19 protein-coding genes and 1 tRNA gene are annotated in these 21,194 nt (G+C 68.6%); 9 read left to right on the top strand and 11 right to left on the bottom strand.

Features of this window, described 5'->3' with window-relative positions; genetic code table 11:
• Positions 1-229 precede the first annotated feature (229 nt).
• Positions 230-1,003 (bottom strand): type I methionyl aminopeptidase, encoded by a 774-nt coding sequence (map, locus tag LR393_RS25980; protein ID WP_231487337.1) that lies wholly within the window; start codon positions 1,001-1,003, stop codon positions 230-232.
• A gap of 67 nt (positions 1,004-1,070) precedes the next feature.
• On the opposite strand from map, the gene LR393_RS25975 reads away from it, so the two are divergent.
• Complete coding sequence (locus LR393_RS25975; RefSeq protein WP_231487336.1) at positions 1,071-1,343, top strand: helix-turn-helix domain-containing protein; 273 nt, start codon at positions 1,071-1,073, stop codon at positions 1,341-1,343.
• Positions 1,344-1,349: 6 nt separating this feature from the next.
• On the opposite strand, the gene LR393_RS25970 is transcribed toward LR393_RS25975, so the two are convergent.
• Positions 1,350-2,057, bottom strand: coding sequence for a DUF5710 domain-containing protein (locus tag LR393_RS25970; RefSeq protein ID WP_231487335.1), 708 nt, complete (start codon positions 2,055-2,057; stop codon positions 1,350-1,352).
• 147 nt (positions 2,058-2,204) lie between these two features.
• On the opposite strand from LR393_RS25970, the gene LR393_RS25965 reads away from it, so the two are divergent.
• Positions 2,205-2,984, top strand: a complete 780-nt coding sequence (locus LR393_RS25965; RefSeq protein ID WP_231487334.1) for a VOC family protein — start codon at positions 2,205-2,207, stop codon at positions 2,982-2,984.
• A 98-nt stretch (positions 2,985-3,082) separates the two neighbouring features.
• Positions 3,083-5,812, top strand: a complete 2,730-nt coding sequence (locus LR393_RS25960) for a putative bifunctional diguanylate cyclase/phosphodiesterase (RefSeq protein WP_231487333.1) — start codon at positions 3,083-3,085, stop codon at positions 5,810-5,812.
• A gap of 22 nt (positions 5,813-5,834) precedes the next feature.
• Here LR393_RS25960 and LR393_RS25955 read toward each other — a convergent pair whose 3' ends face one another.
• Positions 5,835-8,186, bottom strand: coding sequence for a putative bifunctional diguanylate cyclase/phosphodiesterase (locus LR393_RS25955; RefSeq protein ID WP_231487332.1), 2,352 nt, complete (start codon positions 8,184-8,186; stop codon positions 5,835-5,837).
• Positions 8,187-8,301: 115 nt separating this feature from the next.
• Between LR393_RS25955 and LR393_RS25950 the strand changes: the two genes are divergently transcribed.
• Entirely contained in the window at positions 8,302-9,006 is a 705-nt protein-coding gene (locus LR393_RS25950) for a glycerophosphodiester phosphodiesterase (RefSeq protein WP_231487331.1), read from the top strand.
• 3 nt (positions 9,007-9,009) lie between these two features.
• On the opposite strand, the gene LR393_RS25945 is transcribed toward LR393_RS25950, so the two are convergent.
• Genes LR393_RS25945 through LR393_RS25935 form a run of 3 tightly spaced genes read right to left on the bottom strand, consistent with a single transcriptional unit; the run spans position 9,010 to position 10,264 of the window.
• Entirely contained in the window at positions 9,010-9,249 is a 240-nt protein-coding gene (locus tag LR393_RS25945; protein ID WP_231487330.1) for a hypothetical protein, read from the bottom strand.
• A gap of 49 nt (positions 9,250-9,298) precedes the next feature.
• Complete coding sequence (locus tag LR393_RS25940) at positions 9,299-9,529, bottom strand: hypothetical protein (RefSeq protein WP_231487329.1); 231 nt, start codon at positions 9,527-9,529, stop codon at positions 9,299-9,301.
• Between the two features lie 9 nt (positions 9,530-9,538).
• Positions 9,539-10,264: a YoaK family protein gene (locus LR393_RS25935; RefSeq protein ID WP_231487328.1), complete on the bottom strand. Its 726-nt coding sequence runs from the start codon at positions 10,262-10,264 to the stop codon at positions 9,539-9,541.
• A 243-nt stretch (positions 10,265-10,507) separates the two neighbouring features.
• Here LR393_RS25935 and LR393_RS25930 point away from each other — a divergent pair, with 243 nt between their 5' ends.
• Positions 10,508-11,932, top strand: coding sequence for a glucose-6-phosphate dehydrogenase (locus LR393_RS25930; RefSeq protein ID WP_231487327.1), 1,425 nt, complete (start codon positions 10,508-10,510; stop codon positions 11,930-11,932).
• On the opposite strand, the gene LR393_RS25925 is transcribed toward LR393_RS25930, so the two are convergent.
• The 3 genes from LR393_RS25925 to LR393_RS25915 form a co-directional block, all read right to left on the bottom strand.
• The gene (locus LR393_RS25925; protein WP_231487326.1) at positions 11,897-12,460 is read right to left on the bottom strand and encodes a hypothetical protein; all 564 of its coding nucleotides are present in this window, start codon (positions 12,458-12,460) and stop codon (positions 11,897-11,899) included. The two genes, LR393_RS25930 and LR393_RS25925, sit on opposite strands and share 36 nt — an antisense overlap.
• Before the next feature lie 79 nt (positions 12,461-12,539).
• The gene (locus tag LR393_RS25920; protein ID WP_231487325.1) at positions 12,540-13,355 is read right to left on the bottom strand and encodes a GntR family transcriptional regulator; all 816 of its coding nucleotides are present in this window, start codon (positions 13,353-13,355) and stop codon (positions 12,540-12,542) included.
• Between the two features lie 46 nt (positions 13,356-13,401).
• Positions 13,402-13,917: a DUF6328 family protein gene (locus tag LR393_RS25915; protein ID WP_231487324.1), complete on the bottom strand. Its 516-nt coding sequence runs from the start codon at positions 13,915-13,917 to the stop codon at positions 13,402-13,404.
• 138 nt (positions 13,918-14,055) lie between these two features.
• Between LR393_RS25915 and LR393_RS25910 the strand changes: the two genes are divergently transcribed.
• The 3 genes from LR393_RS25910 to LR393_RS25900 all read left to right on the top strand — a co-directional run bounded on the left by LR393_RS25910 (position 14,056) and on the right by LR393_RS25900 (position 17,025).
• Entirely contained in the window at positions 14,056-14,703 is a 648-nt protein-coding gene (locus LR393_RS25910) for an ACT domain-containing protein (RefSeq protein WP_231487323.1), read from the top strand.
• A gap of 11 nt (positions 14,704-14,714) precedes the next feature.
• Complete coding sequence (locus LR393_RS25905) at positions 14,715-15,284, top strand: histidine phosphatase family protein (protein ID WP_231487322.1); 570 nt, start codon at positions 14,715-14,717, stop codon at positions 15,282-15,284.
• Positions 15,285-15,375: 91 nt separating this feature from the next.
• Positions 15,376-17,025 (top strand): long-chain fatty acid--CoA ligase, encoded by a 1,650-nt coding sequence (locus LR393_RS25900; RefSeq protein WP_231487321.1) that lies wholly within the window; start codon positions 15,376-15,378, stop codon positions 17,023-17,025.
• Between the two features lie 104 nt (positions 17,026-17,129).
• On the opposite strand, the gene LR393_RS25895 is transcribed toward LR393_RS25900, so the two are convergent.
• A complete protein-coding gene (locus tag LR393_RS25895) occupies positions 17,130-18,665 on the bottom strand; it encodes an LCP family protein (protein WP_231487320.1) in 1,536 nt (511 codons plus the stop codon).
• Between the two features lie 174 nt (positions 18,666-18,839).
• The gene (locus LR393_RS36670) at positions 18,840-20,678 is read right to left on the bottom strand and encodes an LCP family protein (protein WP_231487319.1); all 1,839 of its coding nucleotides are present in this window, start codon (positions 20,676-20,678) and stop codon (positions 18,840-18,842) included.
• 374 nt (positions 20,679-21,052) lie between these two features.
• Here LR393_RS36670 and LR393_RS25885 point away from each other — a divergent pair.
• Positions 21,053-21,143 (top strand) — tRNA-Ser (locus LR393_RS25885).
• Positions 21,144-21,194: the final 51 nt, after the last annotated feature.

The raw sequence follows: 21,194 nt of genomic DNA, 5'->3' as shown, positions 1-21,194 counted from the left end.
GGCCGTCCTGGGTGCCGATGATCCCGAGCTGGACCAGACGCTGGGTGGCTAGTGCTTCCGGGGCACCGCGCGCATGAGGATCAGTACCAGCGAGCCGCCTCCCACGCCCAGCAGACACACCAGTTGACGTCCATGCCGAAGATCCTGCGATAGTCCGCATGTCGCGTGGGCTATTGCCAGGAACGGCCCCTGAAGGTGCTGGGTAGGGGCCGTTCCTCGTCGGAATGTCTCACTGGGAGGGCAGGGTGAGGATCTCTGCTCCGCCGGGCGTGATGGCGATCGTGTGCTCGCTGTGGGCGGTGCGGGCGCCGGTCTTGCTGCGGAGGGTCCAGCCGTCGGCGTCGGTGACGAGCTTGTCGGTGTCGGCCATGACCCACGGCTCCAGGGCCAGGAGCAGGCCGGGGCGGAGCTTGTAGCCGCGGCCGGGGCGGCCGTTGTTCGGGACGTGGGGGTCCTGGTGCATGGTCGAGCCGATGCCGTGGCCGCCGAACTCGACGTTGATCGGGTAGCCGGCCTCGCTCAGCACCGTGCCGATGGTGTGGGAGAGATCGCCGATGCGGGCTCCGGGGACGGCGGCGGCGATGGCTGCCTTCAGGGCCCGCTCGGTCACCTCGATCAGGGCGACGCTCTCGGCGGGGCGAGAGTCGCCCACGATGAAGCTGATGGCCGAGTCGGCGGCGATTCCGGACTTCAGCACGGCCAGGTCGAGCGTCAGCAGGTCGCCGTCGGCGAGGGTGTAGTCGTGCGGCTTGCCGTGCAGCACGGCGTCGTTGACGGCCGTGCAGATGTAGTGGCCGAACGGGCCGCGGCCGAAGGACGGCTCGTAGTCGACGTAGCAGGACTCCGCCCCGGCCTCGACGATCATTTCCTTGGTCCAGCGGTCGATGTCGAGGAGGTTCGTGCCGACCGTGGCGCGGCTCTTCATCGTGTATAGAATGTCTGCGACCAGGGCGCCGGTGACCCGGGCGCGGCCCAGGTCGGCGGGGGTCAGGATCTCGATCATGCGGCGCCTTTTCTCACGCAACCAATAACTATCCCGGTAATACTATCCCGGTACTAGAATCGTGGGCATGGTCAGGTTGCCACTCACACCTGCAGAGGTCGAGCGCGGGCAGCGTCTCGGCGCCCTGCTGCGTCACGCCCGGGGCGATCGCTCGATGCTCCAGACGGCCCTCGATGCCGGTGTCTCGCCGGAGACCCTGCGCAAGATCGAGTCCGGCCGGGTGGCCACCCCAGCCTTCCCGACCATCGCCGCCATCGCCGACGTCCTCAATCTCTCTCTTGATCTGGTGTGGGCCGAAATCAATCAGACCGCGCCGGCCCGCGAACAGCTGGCTTCGTAGAGGCAGTCACCACTTGCCGCGGGAGGCCCGGTACAGGCCCTCTTTCGCGGCGCCGGGCCGGTCTTCGGCCTCCGGGGGCGGCGCCACGGTGACGCCGGTCTCGGTCAGGATCGACAGGTCCAGCGTCCAGGGGTGGCTGGAGCGGCGGTAGTAGTCCTCGGTGGCGACCTCGATCAGGATGCTGACGTCGCTCACGCTCAGACCGGTCACCTTCTGCAGGTGGGAGCGGGCGGCACCGGCCCGACCCCGGATACCGGCCAGGCCGTAGTGGGTAGTGGCGTGGCAGTCGGTGCACAGGCAGATCAGGCGGCCCAGTTTCTGTACCTGGGTGGCGTCGTCGTAGGCCCAGCGCTCGTGTACCTCCAGCCAGCGGCGCAGAGCCCGGTCCTCGGTGGCGCCGCAGGTCTCGCAGCGCTGCCCGGCCCGGGCTGTGACCATGCGGCGGATCCGCTCCCAGTCGCGGGGTGAGACGCACGAGCGAACGTTGGTGAACCAGCAGGTCGAGGGCACCATGTCGATGAAGAGGCCGCGGCCCAGGGTGCGGTCTTCTCCGGGCAGCAGGTCGGGCAGGTCGGGCAGTGAGCTCCAGCGTTCCAGCGCCTGCGCCTTGGTCTGCGGGCTGTACCACCGCCTGGACGCGGCGTCCCAGCGCGCTCCCGCGGCCTTGGCCTGGTCCTTCTCCTCGAACGGCACGTCCAGCCAGATGCGCTCCACGCGTCCATCCCCCCACGCACAGCCGACGGACGTCAAACGCCATCGATGAGTTCGGGGCAGTTCGCCAGTCATAACCCGGATAAAGGCCCAGCGTGACGCCTTGATCACACTACGCTGTCGCGAACCCGAACTTCCGAGGAGATCGTCATGCCCATTCGCGAGACCGCCCCGTCCGGCGCACCGATCTGGTTCGACCTCACCACGTCCGACACCGCCCGGATGAGTGACTTCTACGCCGAGGTCTTCGGCTGGACCTACGAGGTGACCGGTGAGGAGTTCGGGCGCTACGTGATGTTCCAGCACCAGGGCCGCGACGTCGCCGGGCTGATGGGCAAGCCGTCGCCGGAGATACCCGACGCCTGGAACATCTACCTGCAGAGCGACGATGCGGCGGCCACGGCGCAGAAGATCGCCAAGGCCGGGGGCACCGTGGTGATAGAACCCCTGGACGTGCGGGACATCGGCACCTTCCTCTTCGCCCAGGACACCTCCGGTGCGTTCGTCGGTGTCTGGGAGCCGAAGAAGCACAAGGGCACGCAGATCTGGGGTGAGGCCGCAGCGCCGTTCTGGGTCGAGATGCACGCCACCGACTACCCGGCCGCGGTCGAGTTCTACCAGAGCGTCTTCGCCTGGGACACGCAGGTCACGGGCGACAGTGACGATTTCCGCTACACGATGCAGATCGCCGGCGGTGAGCCGGTGGCCGGGATCATGGACGCCACGTTCCTGCCGCCCGGAGTGCCCGCGAACTGGCGCTTCTACCTGGGGTGCGACGACGTCGACGCCACCGTGGCCGCGATCGAGAAGAGCGGTGGCACGGTGAACATGCGCCCCGAAGACACGCCGTTCGGCCGTCTGGCGGGTGTCGCCGACCCGGGCGGCGCCGGATTCATGCTGACCTCGCTGTCCGACTGGAAAGCCCGCTGATTTCCGGGTGAGCCATCCGCCGGAAGAGTGGTCTGGACACTCCGTGCTACTCCAACGGTCCATCAACAACCCATAGCGTCTAGTCGACTACTGTGGGTATGACCTTGACCCGGCCCGGCGTGCGCACCTTCCTGGTGATCCTTGCCGTGATCGGTTATCTCGTCGTGGCCGCGGGCTTCATCGTCCATCCGGGATCGACTCTGGCCCAGGCCTGGCTGTCGGGTGTCGCCCTGAGCGTCACGGCGATCTTGAGCGGCCTGGCCTGCTGGGCGCGGGCGATCCGGGTCACGGAAGACCGCCGCACCCGTGTCACCTGGCTCTTCTTGGGTGGGACGGCCCTGGCCTGGGGCCTCGGCGAGTTCGTGGCCGGGTTCTACGAAGTGGTGCTACAGCGGGACAGTCCCTCCCCGTCGGCCGCCGACGTGGGGTTTCTAGCTGCCGGGGTGTTGCTGGTGACCGGGCTGCTGCGGATGGTGGTGCCCGAGCCGAACGCCGCGGCCCGGATCCGGGCCCTGGTCGACGGCCTGATGGTCAGCGTGGCCGTGCTGCTCGTGGGCTGGGTCAGCGTGCTCGGGCCGACCATGCACCTGAGCCGTATCGGTTCGGCTGAGAAGCTGCTGCTGCTCATCTATCCCTCGGCCGACATCGCGCTCATCACCCTGGCCGCCTACCTGGTGTTGCGCACCCGAGCCGGGGAAACCCGTTCGGCGCTGCCGGTCGAGCCGATTGCCCTGGCCGTGCTGGTCTTCGGTGTCTCCGACTGCTGCTACGCCTACCTGGAGCTGACGGGCGCGTACCGGTCAGGTCATGCCGTCGATGCCGGCTGGCTGGGCGCGTACACCATGCTGCTGATCTCGGCCGTGATGCCGCAGAAGAAGAAAGCCGTCGAGACCGATGACCTGCCGCGGCAGTTCGGTCTGCTGCTGCCCTACGTCTTCATTCTCGGCGCGACCGGTCTGTCGCTGGTGATCCCGGCCATCACCGGGACGGACGAACACGGAACGCGCTGGATCCAGGCCGGGCTGATCCTGCTCATGGTGGCGCGCCAGCTCTTCAGCATGCGGGAGAACCTCGCCCTGACGCGGGAACTGGAACACCGGGTGGTCGCCCGCACGCAGGAGCTCGACACCAGCCACCAGCGCTTCCGGGCCCTGGTCGAGAACAGTTCCGACGTGGTGTCGATGGTCGACCGCAACGGCCGGCTCATCTACACCAGTAACTCGGTGTTCCGCGTCTTCGGCATACCGCCGGAGAGGCTGATCGGTGGCCGGGTGCAGGAATGGATGGACGAGCCGTCGAGAATCGCCATGACCGAGGCCCTGGAAAGCATTTCGGCCACGCCCCTGGCCACGGCGACCCTGGAGGTGCTCGTCGTGTTCCCGGACGGGCGCCGCGTCGCTGTCGAGAACACCGTGACGAATCTGCTGGACGACCCGGCCGTGCAGGCCATCGTGCTGAACTCGCGCGACATCAGCGAACGTCGTCAGCTCGAGGACGAGCTCGTGCACCAGGCCTTCCACGACTCGCTGACCGGCCTGGCCAACCGCGCCCTGTTCATGGACCGGGTGCGTCACGCGATGCGCCGCCGGGTGCTCGGCCCGGAGACCGTGGGTGTGCTGTTCCTCGACCTCGACGGGTTCAAGGAGGTCAACGACAGCCTGGGGCACGCCACCGGTGACGCCCTGCTGGTGGACGTGGCCCGCCGCCTGACCAGCTGCCTGCGCCCCGGCGACACGATCGCCCGGCTCGGCGGGGACGAGTTCGCCATCCTGGTGGAGGGGGCTCTGACCGGCTCCGAATGCGTCGCGGTGGCGGCGCGGATCAATGAGTGCCTGGAGTCGGCGGTCGTCATCGACGGCCGGGACCTGTTCATCCGGGCCAGTATCGGTATCGCCAGCGCCGAGGTCGGCACGGTGAGCGCCGACCAGCTGATCCGCAACGCCGACCTGGCGATGTACCGGGCCAAGGAGAAACAGGACGGCGAGCCGGCCCTCTACGACCCGATCATGCACAGCAGCCTGGTGGAGCGCCTGGCGCTGGAGGCCGAACTGCGCAAAGCCGTCGCGGACCATCAGCTCCAGGTGCACTACCAGCCGACCTACGTGCTGGAGTCGGGTGAGCTGGTGGGGGTCGAGGCCCTGGTGCGGTGGCCCCATCCCGAGCGGGGCATGGTGCAGCCCGACCTCTTCATCCCGATCGCCGAGCAGACCGGCCTGATTCACGAAATTGGACGATTCGTGTTGCGGGAAGCTTGTTTCCAGGGTCAGGAGTGGGCCCGGATGTCTCCCTCCACCCCGATGAACATCGGTGTGAACGTCTCGGGCAAGCAGCTGCAGCGCCGCGACTTCGCCGATGAGGTCAGCCGGGCGCTCGCCGACAGTGGTCTGGACGCCGGCAGTCTCGTGCTCGAGATGACCGAGAGCGTGCTGATGAACGACGCCGAGAGCGCCATGCGCACCCTGAAGGCTCTCAAGGACACCGGTGTGCGTATCGCCATCGACGACTTCGGCACCGGTTACTCGTCGCTCAGCTACCTGCACCGCTTCCCGGTGGACATCCTGAAGATCGACCGCTCGTTCGTGGACCGTCTCTCGGGTGCGGACGCGCAGGACAGCCTGGTGCAGAGCATCGTGCAGCTGGGCAACACACTGCAGCTGGAGACCATTGCCGAGGGCATCGAGGAGCACAGCCAGCTGATCGCCCTGCGCCGTCTGGGCTGCACCATGGCCCAGGGCTACCACTTCGGGCGGCCGGCCCCGGCGGACACGGTGTCGGCACTGGTGATGGACCAGAACGCGAACAATGTGGCGAGGGCTCTGCCGGCCTGAAGGCTACGAACCGGCCTGAGGCTTACGCCGAGATGAGCGCCGCCAGCCCCCGCCACTGCGAACGCCAGTGGTCGAGGTCCGGCGCGGTCATCGGCCGGGCCAGCACGTAGCCCTGGGCCACGTCGCAACCGAACGAGGCGAGCTTCACCAGTGCCTGCGGAGTTTCGACACCCTCGGCGACCGTGGTGAGACCGAGGTTGCGGCCGAGCTCGATCACGCTGCGCACGATCAGTTCCTCACCCTCGTCCTGCTCCATGGCCTGGACGAACGACTGGTCCACCTTGAGCTCGGTGATCGGCAGGCTGCGCAACTGCTTGATGCTCGTGTAGCCGGCGCCGAAGTCGTCGATGGAAATCGCGATGCCCTGCGCGGCAAGACGTTGCAGCAGTTGCCGGGCTCGCACCGGATCGGCCATCAGGGCGCTCTCGGTGACCTCGAGGAGGAGCATGGAGGGCTCGACGCCGTGCCGGGTCAGCAGACCGCGCACGGTACGGTCGAACTCCTCGTCGTGCAGGTTGCGGGCCGAGGTGTTCACCGCGATCCGCAGGGGCGTTCCGGCATCCATCCAGGCGCGGCTCTGGGCGAGCGCCAGATCGAGCACGTGCCGGGTGAGATGCCCGATCAGGCCGGTGTTCTCGGCCAGCGGGATGAAGGCGTCGGGGGGAACCAGGCCGCGTTCGGGGTGCTTCCACCGCAGCAGCGCCTCGACCGAACCCAGAGCGCCGTCGGTGAGCGAGATCTTCGGCTGGTAGACCAGGTACAGCTCGTCGTTGCTCAGGGCCCGGCGCAGGTCACCGAGCAGGGCCAGGCGCTCGATGGTGTTCACGTCGTCCAGCGGGTCGTAGCCGGCCACCCCGATGCTGCGCCCCTTGGCCACGTACATCGCCACGTCGGCGCGTTGCAGCAGCCCGGCGGCGGAGTCCTGCGCGGCCTGTTCGGAGATGGTGACCCCGATGCTGGCCTCGACGTCGAGTTCGACGCCCTCCACCACGAACGATCCCTCCAGCGTGTCGTGCAGTTTCCAGGCCACCGCGCAGGCCGCGTTCAGATCGCTGACCTGCGGCAACAACACGGCGAACTCGTCGCCCCCGAGCCGGGCGACGGTGTCCACGTCCCGCAGGGCCCGTTGCAGGGCCTGGCCGACCTGGATCAGGAGCTCGTCGCCGTAGTGGTGCCCGAGGGTGTCGTTGATCTCCTTGAAGCGGTCGAGGTCGATGATCAGCAGGCCGATCGGGAAGCCGTGACGGGAGCCGTCGCGCAGGGCCTGCTGGATCCGGTCGGTCAGCAGGGCCCGGTTGGGCAGCCCGGTCAGGTCGTCGTGCAGGGCGCGCCGGTGGATCTCGTTCTGCAGTTCCCGCTGCTCGGTGACGTCGTGCGCGGTGAGCAGCACACCCTCGACCCCGGGCTGGTCGGTGTGATCGCGGAAAGATACCTCGTAGGTGCGCCAGAGACCGGTCTCGTCCTTCTCGCCGGACTGCCCCTCGGCCGCGCGCAGCCGTAGCTCGGTGCGCAGCCCTCGCGAGTCGGGGCGGGCACTGAGGACGCTGGTCAGCAACAGTGTGCGGTCGCCCGGGTGGATGCGCTCGAGCATCACCTCACTGCCCTTCTCGAGCAGGCCGGTGTTCGCCGGCTCCACCTCCAGCATGCGCTCGGCCGCCGGGCTCAGGAAGGTGACCAGGCCGTCGCGCCGCATCACCACGACGATCACGGGCGATTCGGCGGCGAGCATCCGGTACCGCAGTACCCCGCGGGCCTGGGTCTCGGCGACGATCTGGGACAACCGGCGTCCACTGGCCAGCAAACCGATCATCAGCACCGCTGCGACGAAAGTTCCGGCGACGCCGGCGTCCGCAATCCGTTCTGCTCGGGCCGCCTTGCGGCTCATCTGCCCGGACAGCGTCCGGATCTGCCGCCGCGTCTGGTTGTAGGCGAGATCGACACTCTGCTGCCCATCCGCGTCCACCATCTGGTTCTCGTTGTCGCCCAGGAGCTGCAGTTCGTGGTCGACGGCCTGCGCGTAGGCCCGGTAGGAGGTGAGCAGGTCGCGGACCTGGCGGCTGGTCAGGCCGGGGGCGTCCAGCCCGGTGATCTTCGTGACGGTGCGCGCCCGGCTCGTGTTCAGCCAGACCAGCGCGGTGACGTCGTCCGTGCGCCCGCTGACGGCCCGCCAGGTCATCGCGTCCTGGGCGTACAGGTCGGAGGCGACCGCGGACAGGCCACTCTGGGCCCGGACCGCTCGGGCGGCGGCCTGCCCCAGCAGTACCGCAACGACCATCAGGACACACAGCACCAGAAGCGCACAGATCGCCGCGCGGGTATGCCTGCGGACCTGCTCCGGCCGCGCGGGCCGGGCTCGGCGCAGGACAATGGCCATGTCGTGGTTTCGGCGGCGCCGGCGCTCAAGTCAAGCTCTGATACCGACAACCTTTGAATGCTGGTAACCCGGACGCGCCCTGACCGGCGGGCAGGAAGTCCGGGATAATCGACATGTGCCGAATCCCCTGCTGATCGCGCACCGCACACCGGCTGACCGGCCCGGTTGCGAGGCCCTGGTGTCTGCCGGTGCGAACGTGTTCGAGGTCGACGTCATGCTCGCCGCCGACGACGAGATCGTGCTCTCGCACGACATCCCGCTGCTGACCCGGCTGCCCTGGTTCCGCCACGACGGGCTGCGGTTCTCACTGTCCCGGCACCCGGTGGGCCCACCGCTGGAGGCCGTGGCCGACCTGCTGCCCCCGCACGTGGAGATCCTGCTCGACCTCAAGTGTGACCGCGGCACCGAGGCTTTCCGGCTGGTGCGCAAGGTGCTGACCCTCGGTCTCGACCCCTCACGCTGCTACGCGAGCAGCAAGAACTGGCGATCGCTGGAAGAGCTGGAACGGGAGGGCTTCCGTACCTGGCGCAGCGTGGCGCACCCCCTGGCCCTGTGCAGTCTGCTCGACGAGGGCAAGCCCGCCTACGCCACGACCGTGCGGCACCCGCTGCTCACCCCGGCCTCGCTGGAGCGGTTGCGGCCGCTCGGGCAGGTCATGGCGTGGACGGTGAACGATCCGCGACGGGCCGTGGAACTGGCCGGCCTGGGCGTGGACGGCGTCACATCGGACCTGCCCGCGGTCTTCCGGGCGATCTCGGGTCCGATGAAGGACGACGTGGTGGACGTGCGGGATCCGGCTGCGGTGGACCAGGCGGACTGAGCGCTACTTGCGCTTGGTCTTCGCCGGCCGGTCGGGCTGCTTGCGCAGGCGCCCTCCGGCGAGCACCTGCTCGTCGACGATCGTGGCCTCCGACCAGGCCTTCCAGGCACCGAAGGCGCACCAGAGCACGCCCAGCAGGATGCCGAACTCATAGCCCTGGGCCACCCCGTAGGCGGCGCGGAGCAGGCCGAGAAAGGCGAAAACGGACCAGCCGATGATCCGGTATCGCTGTCCCTTGGTCATGCCGGTCAATCTACCTGCTGGTCAGCGGACGACGGCAGTCACGATCAGGTCACCGCTTGCCGTAGCGCTCCTTGGCCAGCTGGGTCGGCGGCTGCTTCTTGGCCCGCTCGTGCCGCACCATCACCACGGCGATCGCGAAACCGCACCAGGCGCCCAGGGCACCGCCCACCACGGTGTCGTTGACGTCGGTCAGCACCGTGATCAGCACCAGCGCGACCACGCCGGTCAGCCAGACAGCGATCCAGAGACGCACTCGCGGGGTCAGATTGAACTCGGGCATGAGGCCAATCTAGCGGGGGGCCTGACCGTGCCTGCGGTTGCTCCACGCACCCAGCCCCAGGGCCAGGGCGACGCCGATCAGCTGGAGCGCGGGCACCAGTCCGGCGGCCCAGCGCAGGGAGGCCGCGGCCGCGGCAGCGCCCACGACCAGGGAGATCAGCAGGGTGCCGCTGTGGGCGACGTCACGCAGTGGCTTGCCCGAGGCCAGCCGGATGACCAGGGTGGTCAGGGTTCCGGTCATGTACGTGGTGGACAGCCCGGAGACGCCGTACCGCTGGATCGCGCTGCTCTGCATGCCCAGGGCGAAGGCGTTCAGGGCCAGTAGTACGGCCATCAGCGTGCCCTCGGGATGGTTGCCGCTGCCCCAGTAGAAGGCGGCGTAGATCGCGAAGACGACGAACTCGACCAGCAGCGCGCGGTTCACGGCGGCCGGCCAGACCGGGTCGGTCGACACCGAGGTGCCCGCCACCCGGGTGCCGATCGCGGCGCCGACGACGAAAGCGGCGATGGCGTAGGCGGCGTGCGCCCAGATGTCCGGTTCGCCCTGTGCCAGACCGCTTCCGAAGAGGACGAGGTTGCCGGTCATCACGCTGGTGAAGGTGCCGCCGAGCGCGAGCAGACCGGTCGCGTCGGTCGCCCCGCTGACGAAGGCCAGGGATACGGCTGCCCGGTCACGGGCCTTGCCGGCTTCTTCCCGGCCGTCCTCGACTGCTGCTTCGCTCTGCTCCGTGACCATGTCTGGACCGTATCCCGAGGTGCCCATGCCGTTGGGTTCAATCAGGTAAAGATTGGATCCAATTGGTGGACGTGGGCACGATCTCTCCCCCGTGATCATGCAAAACCTCCCCGGTGTTCTAGAACTGTGGGCGCAAGAGTTCTAGAACTCTGGGGAGGTTTTGCATGATCACGGAGAAAAGGGGGTGGGGAGAAAGGCCGGGCTCGGATGGCGAGGGGAGTGGGATCGGGTGAGGATCTTGTCGTGCCTGATACCCCGGCGTCACCCACGATCTTCGTACTGTTCGGCGCGACCGGCGATCTCGCCGCGCGAATGGTGCTGCCCGCCTTCTACACCCTGGCGCAGAAGAACCTGCTGCCGAAGGAGTGGAGACTCATCGGCAACGGGCGGGGGGACGTGGCCCACGAGGACTTCCGGGCCAAGGTGCACGAGGCCCTCGGTAATGATGTGGAAGAGGCCGAGTGGGAGGCCTTCTCGAAGAACCTGCTGTTCGCCGGCGGGGGCTTCGACGAGACCGGCCCGGGCAGTCTGCTCGACGTCATCCGGGATGTGGAGGACGAGCTCGACGACGAGGTCCAGCCGAACTTCATCCACTACCTGGCGATTCCGCCGGTCGCCTTCGAGTCGACCGCGAAAGCCCTGAAGAAGCACGGGCTCACCGATCACGCCCGGGTGGTGTTCGAGAAGCCCTACGGCACCTCGCCCGACGACTTCCGGCAGCTCGACGCCACCGTGCACGAGGTCCTCGACGAGGAGCAGGTCTTCCGCATCGACCACTTCCTCGGCAAGGAGGCCACGCAGAACCTGCACGTGCTGCGGTTCGCGAACCAGACCTTCAGCACGGCCTGGCACGGTGACCACGTGGCCGCCGTGCAGATCGACGTGCCGGAGACCCTGGACGTGGCCAACCGCGCGGGTTTCTACGACGCCACCGGCGCGATGATGGACATGGTGGTGACCCACCTGATGCAGGTCGCGGCCGAGGTCGCGATGGAGCCGCCGCTCAGTCTCGACGCTCAGGACCTGCAGGAGGCGCGGGAATCGGTGATCGCCGCGTTCCGGCCGCTGTCTCCGGACGACGTGGTACTCGGGCAGTTCGAGGGTTACCGCGACCTGGAGGGCGTGGCCGACGACTCGCAGACCGACACGTTCTGCGCGGTGCGGCTGTGGGTCGACACCGGCCGCTGGCACGGTGTGCCGTTCCTGCTGCGCAGCGGCAAGCGCCTGGGTGTCAGCGAGCAGCGGGTCAGCCTGGTGATGAAGCCGGTCGAGGGGCCGCTGCCGAAGCCCGACCGGCCGAGCGTCATTACGCTCTCGCTCGCCGGATCGGGTTCCGTAGCGGCTGATTTCGTGCTGAAGCAGCCGGGTGAGGGCATCAAGCTCGCACACGTGCGGCAGACCCTGGAACTGGAAACGGTGCCGGACGCGGACCCGCTGCCGCCCTACGTGGCCCTGCTCTACGACGTGCTCACCGGTGACCGGTCCCTGTTCACCAGCAGCGTGGGTCTCGAACACGCCTGGCGGGTGGCGGATCCGGTGCTGAAAAACAAGCCCGCGCTGGAGTCGTACGAGCCGGGCAGCATGGGGCCCGCGGCGGCCGGCGAACTGGCCGCGCCCTACGGCTGGCTGGTCTCAGGCGACGGTGCTGACGGCAAGTCCGAGAGTTAGTTCCAGGCCGGGCACGGTGACCGGGGCGCGTCCTTCGAGGCGGAACTCCGGCGCCGGGCCCAGCACCAGCTGACGCTGCCAAATCGCGCTCAGTGAGCCGACTTCCACTCGGGAGTCGAGGTCGGAGAAGAGCTCGGCGTAGCTCACCCCCGGGCGTTTGTGGCCCCAGCCCACCCAGGCGCCCTCGGCCGGGGCGGCGGTGCCGAGCCGCAGCCCGTACAGGCCACCCGTGCCGTCGAGCACCGCTCCGGCCAGGGCATCGTGCCGGGTCAGGCGGGTCTCGTCGACGGCCGCCTCGGCCAGCACCCCGAGCGCGGCGTAACCGTCGACCAGGTACCAGTCTTCGTATCCCCCACCGCTCTGCCAGGGCAGGTCCGGCACCCGCAGCGAGTACGACCCCAGATAGCCCGGGACCTGCCCGGTGCCGAGCATGCCCAGCCGCTCGTGGAAGAGCGAGAGGTCGCGCTCGTAGCCCTCGGGTGAGATCCCGGCCTGCGGTCGGTGCCAGAACGTGTAGGCCAGTGTCACGGGCTCTCTCCCGGTGCGAAAAGCGAAATTGAGGACGCGCACCACTGGTGCGCGTCTCGTCTTCAATTCTGGGTTCGGTTCAGCTCTCCGAGGACGCCTTCGGAGGCCCGTCGAGCGGCTCGGCCGCGACCGTGTAACCCTGCGGCGACCACTCGGCCAGCACCGAGTAGCGGTCGGCCCGCACCACCGTGTGGCGATACTCCATGCGGCGCTGCTGCACGGTGCTCACCCGCTCGATCTGGAAACAGGCCACGTCGGGCGGCACGGCGAGCAGGTCGCGGTCGCGCTGGGTGGGCATGATCGCGCCGATCCGCTCGCGCCCACCGGCCATCGAGACACCGCAGCGGGCGGCGAGCTCGTCGTACAGGCCGGACACGGTGAAGTCGACGTCGAGCAGCGGGCCGGCGATGTCGGCCGGGATCCAGACCCGGTCGTGCGCCATCGGCAGCTCGTCGGCCAGCCGCATGCGCTCGAGGTGGAACAGCGGGGTGCCGGGCTCGAGCCCGAGCTCTTCGGCCGCTGCCGCCCAGGTGACGATCTCCTGGGCGATCACGATGCTGCGCTGCCGGATGCCCTGCGCGTCGACCTCGCGGAACAGCGAGTACAGGCTGCCGAGCGGCGGGTTGGAGTCACCCCCACGACGCACCCACGAACCCCGGCCCTTGGCCGAGTCGATCAGCCGGGACTCACGCAGGCGCCGCAGCGCCTCCCGCACGGTGTAGCGGGATACGGCGTAGGCCTCGACCAGCTCGAGCTCGCCCGGGAACTCCTGATCGAACGCGCCCGCCTGAAGTCTCCTGGTCAGCTCCTGCTGGAGCTGGGCCCAGAGCGGCATAGGACTCGAGCGATCGAGGGCATGGACCTCGTCCGGCCCCGTCACGGTGACCACCTCCATGCCGACTTCGGTCAGCTTCGTGCCGACCGGTAGCTACGTGGACAGCTTAGTGGTCTTCCGGCGGCGTGCTCTCCGCCGCGTCTTCGGGCAGATCGCCCACGCGCTGCAGCAACGGGAAGATCACCCAGGTGGCCAGCAGCACCAGGGCCAGGCCGCCGGTGATCACGAGTGCGGTGCCCCGCCCCAGCACCAGGTCGAGCACCAGGTCGACCGCGCAGCAGATGGCCAGGGCGAGGAAGAACAGGCCGCCGATGGCGAAGCGGGCCGCGACCCGTACCACGAGGGGCTTCTTGTGGAGGGAGAACACCGCCCGGTGATAGGCGACCGGGGCGATCAGGCACACCGTGGCCATGGCCGAGAGCAGGAGCGAGGCCACGTAGACGTCGCGCTCCCAGGCGTCCAGCGACTCGAAGCGGCTCTGCAGAGGCAGCGTCAGCAGGAAGGCGAACAGGATCTGCACACCGGTCTGGGTGACCCGAAGTTCCTGCAGCAGGTCTCCGAAGTTGCGGTCGGCACGCTCGGACGGGGTCTCGTTAGGTCGTCTTTCGCTCACCATGATCATTCTGTGCCCTTTGGGGCTGGTGTGCCCTTCGTGATGCACCCCTCTTCACCTGGGATGTAGGCATCTCGTGTGCGGCCGGGTGCGGTGTGGAATCCTGTTCGTCTCATCATCGACGGGGACTGAACCAGGAGGACCGGTTTGCTCGCGCGCGTACGGTTCAGCATCCCGGACCGGCCCGGCACGCTCGGCCGGGTCACCTCCGCCATCGGCTCGGTGGGGGCCGACATCGCCGAGATCGACGTGCTGGAGAGTGAGTCCGGGCGGGCCCTGGACGACGTGTTCGTGCGGGTCCGCGACGTCGCCCACCTGGAGCGGGTCGCGGCCCAGCTCGACGGTCTCCAGGGCGTCAGCGTCACCGGCCTGCAGTACCCCGCCCCGCCGGTCACCGGTCACGCCGACCTGGAACTCATCGACCAGGTGCTCTCCCGGCCCGAGCGGGGCCTGCAGACCCTGGTCGACGGCGCCCCGCACTGCTTCGGCGCCGACTGGGCGGCCCTGGTGGAGTACGGAACCGACCTGGCCGCCGTCTCTTCCGTGCTCACGGTGAGTTCCGCCAGCCCGGGCCCGGAGCACGTGGTTCTGACCTCGCCGCTGCGACTGGCCTCGGTGCGGATGACCGCCCCGGGCGCCGCCGAGCCGAACAGCGGCACCGCGCTCGTCCCGATCGGTACCGGCCCGCTCGGCCTGGTACTGGTGCGCTCGTCCGGCCTTGACTTCCACCGGTCGGAGCTGTGGAGAGTGGGCCAGGTGGGGCAGATCGTGGGAACTGTTCTCGCACCCGTGTGAAGATCGGCCGTGTGACCTCGTACGAACCAGAACTCTGGCTGATCCGGCACGGCCTGACCGAATGGGCCCGGGACCGCCGGCACACCGGCCGCTCCGACATCCCGCTCCTGCCTGAGGGCGAGGAAGGGGCCGCCGCCCTCGGCCCCCGTCTGGCGGGCGTGCACTTCGACCTCCAGCTGGCCAGCCCGCTGCAACGGGCGTGGCGCACCGCCGAACTGGCCGGCCTCACCCCGAAGCCCGAGTCGCAGGCCCTGGAATGGGACTACGGCGACTACGAGGGCATCACCACCGCCCAGATCCAGGAGAAGACGCCGGGCTGGTCGATCTGGACCTCACCGGTGCCCGGCGGCGAGACCGTCGAGCAGGTGGCGGGCCGGGCGGACGCGGTGATCGCACGGGTTCGTCGCGAGGCGCCCACCCGTGCCGTGGTGGTGGCCCACGCCCACTTCCTGCGGGTGCTGGCGGCCCGCTGGATCGGTCAGGAGCCGCACCTGGCCGCGCACCTGGCCCTGCACACCTCCACGCTCAGCGTGCTCGGCTGGGACCGCGGAACCGCGGTGATCGACCACTGGAACGGCTGATCACCCCCGAAACCCCCCGCCGGGGAAACCTCTGACCTAACGTGTGCGTTTGAGCGTCGATGTGTTCCGTGTCACGACGAGGTGATCTCACATGCGCAGCACGATGCAGAATGTTCCGCTTCTGACCTCCCGGCTGATCGAGTACGCGGGAACGGTCTACCCCGGTTCCGAGGTGGTGACCTGGGGGGCCGACGGGCCCCGGCGCTCGTCGTTCACCGACGTCGCCAAGGACTGCCGCCGCCTGGCGAACGCCCTGCGCACGCTCGGGGTGGACGGTGACCAGCGGATCGGCACGTTCATGTGGAACAACGAGGAGCATCTCGAGCTCTACCTGGGTGTGCCGGCCGCCGGTGCGGTGCTGCACACGATCAACATCCGGCTGTTCCCGCAACAGCTGGTCTACGTGGTGAACCACGCCGAGGACCACGTGGTCTTCGTCGACAACTCGCTGGCCCAGCCGTTCGCCGCGCTGCTCGACCACGCTCCGCTGGTTCAGCACGTGGTGGTCAACGGCCCGGTGCCCGACGAGGTGACCCGGGCGCTGGCGGGCGGCGGCAAGCGGCAGGTGCACGACTACCGCACGCTGCTCGACGCCCAGCCCGACACCTTCGCGTGGCCGGAGCTCGACGAGAACGACGGCGCGCTGATGTGTTACACCTCGGGCACCACTGGGAATCCGAAAGGTGTTGTCTACTCGCACCGTTCGAATCTTCTGCACGCCACGTTCTGCGCCGGCAGCAATGCCCTGAGCCTGAACCAGAACGCCCGGGCCCTGTCGATCGTGCCGCTCTTCCACGCCAACGCCTGGGGCCTGCCCTACGCGGCGATGCTGTCGGGCGCGAGCCTCGTGATGCCCGACCGCTTCCTCCAGGCCGAGCCGCTGGTGACGATGATCGAGGCGGAGAAGGTCACCTGTGGCGGTGCCGTGCCCACGATCATGACCGGGGTGCTGGAGTACCTCGACGCGCACCCGGAGGCCGACGTCAGTTCGCTGGGCGAGGTGATCATCGGAGGATCCGCCTGCCCACCCGCACTGATGCACGCCTTCCACGACCGGTACGGCGTCACCATCCTGCACGGCTGGGGCATGACCGAGACCTCACCGCTGGGCACGGTCGCCATCGCGCCGGTCGGCACGCAGGGTGAGGAGTACTGGCGCTACCGGCACAGTCAGGGCCGGCTCGCCCTGCACGTGGAGACCCGGCTGGTCGGCCCGGACGGCTCCGAGCAGCCCTGGGACGACGAGGCGGTGGGCGAGATCGAGGTGCGGGGGCCGTGGATCACCGGTTCCTACTACCGCGAAGAGGATCCGGAGAAGTTCGACGACGGCTGGCTGCGCACCGGTGACATCGGCAGCCTGACGCCCGACGGGTACCTGACCGTCACCGACCGCGCCAAAGACGTGATCAAGTCCGGCGGTGAGTGGATCAGCTCCATCGATCTGGAGAATGCCCTGATGGGGCATCCGGCCGTGCACGAGGCCAGCGTGGTCGGGGTGCCCGACGACAAGTGGGGTGAGCGGCCCCTGGCGGTGGTGGTGCTCGGTGAGGGGGCGGTGCCGGACGTCGAGGAGCTGCGGGCCTATCTGCAGACCCGGGTGGCGCGCTGGCAGGTGCCCGAACGCTGGGCGTTCGTCACCGAGGTGCCCAAGACCAGCGTGGGCAAGTTCGACAAGAAGGTGCTGCGCGCGGCCTACGCGGACGGCGCCCTGACGGTGGAGCAGCCGGTGACGACCCCCTAAAAACCGTTCGTGATCATGCAAAGTGTCCCCGGCGTTCTAGAACTGTAGCTGCGAGAGTTCTAGAGATCTGGGGACACTTTGCATGATCACGGAGGGGGTTTCGGTCAGCAGACCGACTTCACGTCCTGGGCCTTGTTCGGGTTGGCCGGCTTTGCTGTCTTGGCCTTGCCCGGCTTGGGCTTCGGCGTGGTGGCCTGCTCGGAGCTGCTGATCGACCGCTCCACCAGTTCGTGCACCCGGTCGAAGTCCGGGTGGGCGACGTCCACCACCTGGCGGGTGAAGGGCAGGCTGGTCACCCGGCCGCCCTGCACCCGCTTGCTGAGATCCACCCAGGCGTCCAGGTCGCTCAGCGGGATGCCGGTGGTGATGTTGCGTTTGGCGGCCTTGGCCAGCTTCGGGAACTGCAGGGCCACCGTCACCGGGTCGACCTGGCCGACGAACGCGGCGATCACGCATCGCTGGCGCTGCATGCGGTGGTAGTCGTCGCTGGCCCACCGCGACCGGGCGAACCAGAGCGCGTGATAGCCGTCCAGGTGCTGCTTGTCGCCGATCTCGATCCAGCCGCCGGTGGCCGTGCGGTAGATCGGTGAGGCCGGGTTGCTGTCGCCGCCGATCGGCAGGCGCTCGCGCACGTTGACCGTGAGACCGCCGATGGCGTTGACGAATTCGGCGAAGCCCTTGAGGTTGAGCATCGCGTAGGTGTCGATCTTCAGGCCGGTGGCCCCCTCGATCGCGTCCTCGGTCGCGGCCAGGCCCGGATTCCGGAAGTCGTCGTAGCCCGAGTCCGGTCCCTCGGCCCAGGTCCAGACGGCGTTCAGCAGACAGACGTCGCCGCAGTTGAAACCGTTGGGCCAGGCGTTGTTCCCGGGAGTGCCGAGGGGGAAGGGCACCATCTCCAGGTTGCGGGGTAGGCTGAAGAGTACGGTGTTGCCCGTGTGAGTATCGACGCTCGCGACGATCATCGTGTCCGGTCGGATGCCGACCCGGTCCTCGCCCGCGTCCGACCCGATCAGCAGCACGTTCACCCGCGGGGTACCGGCCCACGGGTCGGCCAGCGCGGAATCGGCCAGCACCGAGCTGGTCTCGGCGTCGACCCGGTCCTGGAACACGGTGTCCACCAGGTCCCGGCCGATCAGCGCGTACCGTCCGAGCTGGTAGGCGGGCAGGGCCACGGCGGTGGTCAGGGCCAGTACGACCACGGTGGAGAACAGCCGCTGACCGGTGCCGAGCGAGGCCTCGCGGCGCAGCTGGGTGTGGGTGATGACGATCGAGAGCACCCAGATCACGGCGACGACGGCGATCGCGACCGTCGCGATCATCAGCCGTCCAGGCTCCACGACCAGGCTCTGGACCCGGTCCAGCGGATCGCCTTCCAGCGCGGCCCAGCTCAGGGCCACGAGACCGGCCCCGGTCAGGCCGAGGACGAACCCGCCCGTGCGGCGGCGCCCGGCCGCCAGCAAGCCGGAGCCGGGCAGCAGGGAACCGACGATGGTCCAGCCGAGCACCCAGGAGAAGCCCTGACCGCGTGGTGTGGCGTGACTGCCGCGCCGCCCGGCCGAGACGATCGGCGCGTCGTCGTACGTTCCCGCCCGGCCGCCGGCCACGGGTCGACCGGTATCCGGCTGGCGTAGGTCGGACATCGCACCCCTCGGCGCGGGTGGCCCGGGCGGCCGCGCTTCGCGCACTGAGCGGTGAGTATGCCTGCAGAGCAGTAAATCTCGGGTCTAGAAACGGACAACCGGGCTACTTGTGTGCGACTGGCCGATCCTGGCCTGCCCGGTCGGCCGACCCGAGGGTCGACCGACCGGAGGAGATCAGCAGACCTCGGTGACGTCCTGCGCGTTGTCCGGGTCTTCGGCCTTGGTGGTCTTGTCGGTGTCGTCCTTCGTGGTGCCCGACCCCGACCCCGTGCCCTTGTCCGTGCCGGTCGAGGCGCCGGCGCTCGGCGTGGCGGTCGAGGTGGCGGTCGACTTCTTCTTGCCGGCGTTCTCGGACTTCTTGATCGCCTTCTGCACCTTCGAGTGCATCAGGTCGAAGTCGGGGTTGACCGTGGTGCCGCCGACGGCCGCGTTGGTGAACGAGAGGCTGGTGACCTTGCCGCCCTGCACGCGGGTGGCGAGTTCGACATAGGCCTGGAGCTGGGACTGCTGGATGCCGGTGGCCATGTTGTTCTTCAGGGCCTTGGCGATCTTGGTCCAGCTCTTGGCGATGGTGACCGGGTCGGCCTGATCCGTCACCGCGGCGATCACGCAGCGCTGGCGGCGCATGCGGTCGTAGTCGTCGGTGCTCCAGCGCGACCGGGCGTACCAGAGCGAGTGGTAGCCATCCATCTTCTGGTTCTGGCCGACCTCGATCCAGGCTTTGGCGACCGGGTTCTTGGAGTTACCACCGATCGGCAGGCGCTCGGAGACATTCAGCGTCAGGCCGCCGATGGCGTCGATGAAGTCGGCGAAGCCTTCGAGGTTGAGCATCGCGTAGGTGTCGATCTCCAGGCCGGTGGCACCGGTGATGGCGTCTTCCGTGGCCCGCAGACCGGGGTTCTTGAACTTGGTCTTGGGGTAGTACTGCGCCCCGTCGCCCTCGGCCCAGCGCCAGATGGCGTTGATGAGGCACTCGTTGCCGACGCCGGCCTCGGGGCAGTAGTAGCCCTGCGGCCAGGCCTCTTCGCCGGGGGTGCCGGACTTGAAGGGCACCCGCTGCAGGCTGCGGGGGATGCTGAAGAGCACGGTGTTGCCGGTGGAGGGCTGGATGCTCGCCACGATCATCGTGTCGGGCCGGATGCCCTCGCGGGTGGCGCCGGCGTCGGAACCGATGAGCAGCACGTTGATGCGCTTGGTGCCGGCCCACGGGTCGGCGGCCTCGGCGTTGGGCTTGGCGTCGTTCGCGTCGCTGTCGCTGTCGCTGTTGAACAGGCTCTTGACCAGGTCACGCTGGACGAGCGCGTAGTCGCCGACGGTGTAGGTGGGCACACCGACACCGATGACGAGAGCCGCGACCACCACCCAGCTGAAGGCCTTCTGGCCGGTGTCGAGCGTGGCGTAGCGACGCAGCTGGCTGTTGGTGAGCAGGATGACGAGGGCCCAGAGCACGCCGATCAGCACCGCTGCGACGGCGAGCATCAGCAGCTTCTGCGGATCGACGGCGAACGAGACTCCCTTCTTCATGATGTTGCCGCTCAGGGCCCAGACCGCGATGGCCGCGGCGATGACGCCGAGCACGCCGAGCACCGCGGCGCCGAGCCGGCGCCAGCCGGCGGCGATCAGGCCGAGGCCGGGGATCAGGGCGCCGATGATGGTCCAGGCCACGACCCAGGAGAAACCCTGGCCGTAGGTGGTGGCGTGGCTGCCGCGGCGGCCGTCCTCGTCGTCCGGGAACGGCTCGGGAGCGGGCTGTGAGCGTCGCGGGGAAGGTCCACCCGCGCGGCTCTCAGAACGGCTCTCAGAACGGCTTGGCGGACGTTCGCCCCGGCTGTCGGGGGAGTCCCACGGTTCCCGGGGGGCCCGGTTGCCCGCGCGATTGTCGTACCCGCCGCCGTAGCCGGCCCCGCCGGAGCGGCCCGATCGCGCCTGGTCGTTACCGCGCGACTGCTCGCCGTAACGGGCATCGGCATCGGATCGTCGCGAGCGCCGAGATGAAGGCTCGACCTGCGTCACCCGCGTCTCCTGCCGTATCGATGGTGCCTCGTGAACATGCTGACCGGAAGAGCATGCACTATCGGTGCCAACCCTCTGCTTCGCTGCAGATAGATAATTCGTTACAGCATTGCTGTCGTGCACTGGGCCACACGATCAGATTGTTACCGAAGTGACACGGCCGGATTCGTGGCGTATCAGCGTGATATGCGCGCATCTGGCTAGTGGCTAACAATAAGGCTCTCGGCTGTGTTGGCTAGCAGTCCCCGGAGATCCGCGCCCGATCTGTGCCTTTCCGGGCCCGTTCGTTTGCTCTGAATCCGGTTGATCACGGCGCGCCGCGACATCTGCTTTGCCGTCAGGCGTGCCGGACCGGTATCCTTGCCGCACCACGAGGAGGCGTCGCCTAGTCCGGTCTATGGCGCCCGCCTGCTAAGCGGGTTTGGGGTTTATCCCCCATCGCGAGTTCAAATCTCGCCGCCTCCGCGGTCCGAGAGGGCCCTGTCACCAGTTGACAGGGCCCTCTCGTGTTTTGTC

Origin of the sequence: Kineosporia mesophila (assembly GCF_021129235.1) — a bacterium.
Classification (GTDB): domain Bacteria; phylum Actinomycetota; class Actinomycetes; order Actinomycetales; family Kineosporiaceae; genus Kineosporia; species Kineosporia mesophila.
The sequence above is the reverse complement of the archived record's forward strand: the minus strand, read 5'-3'. Positions and strand labels throughout refer to the sequence as shown.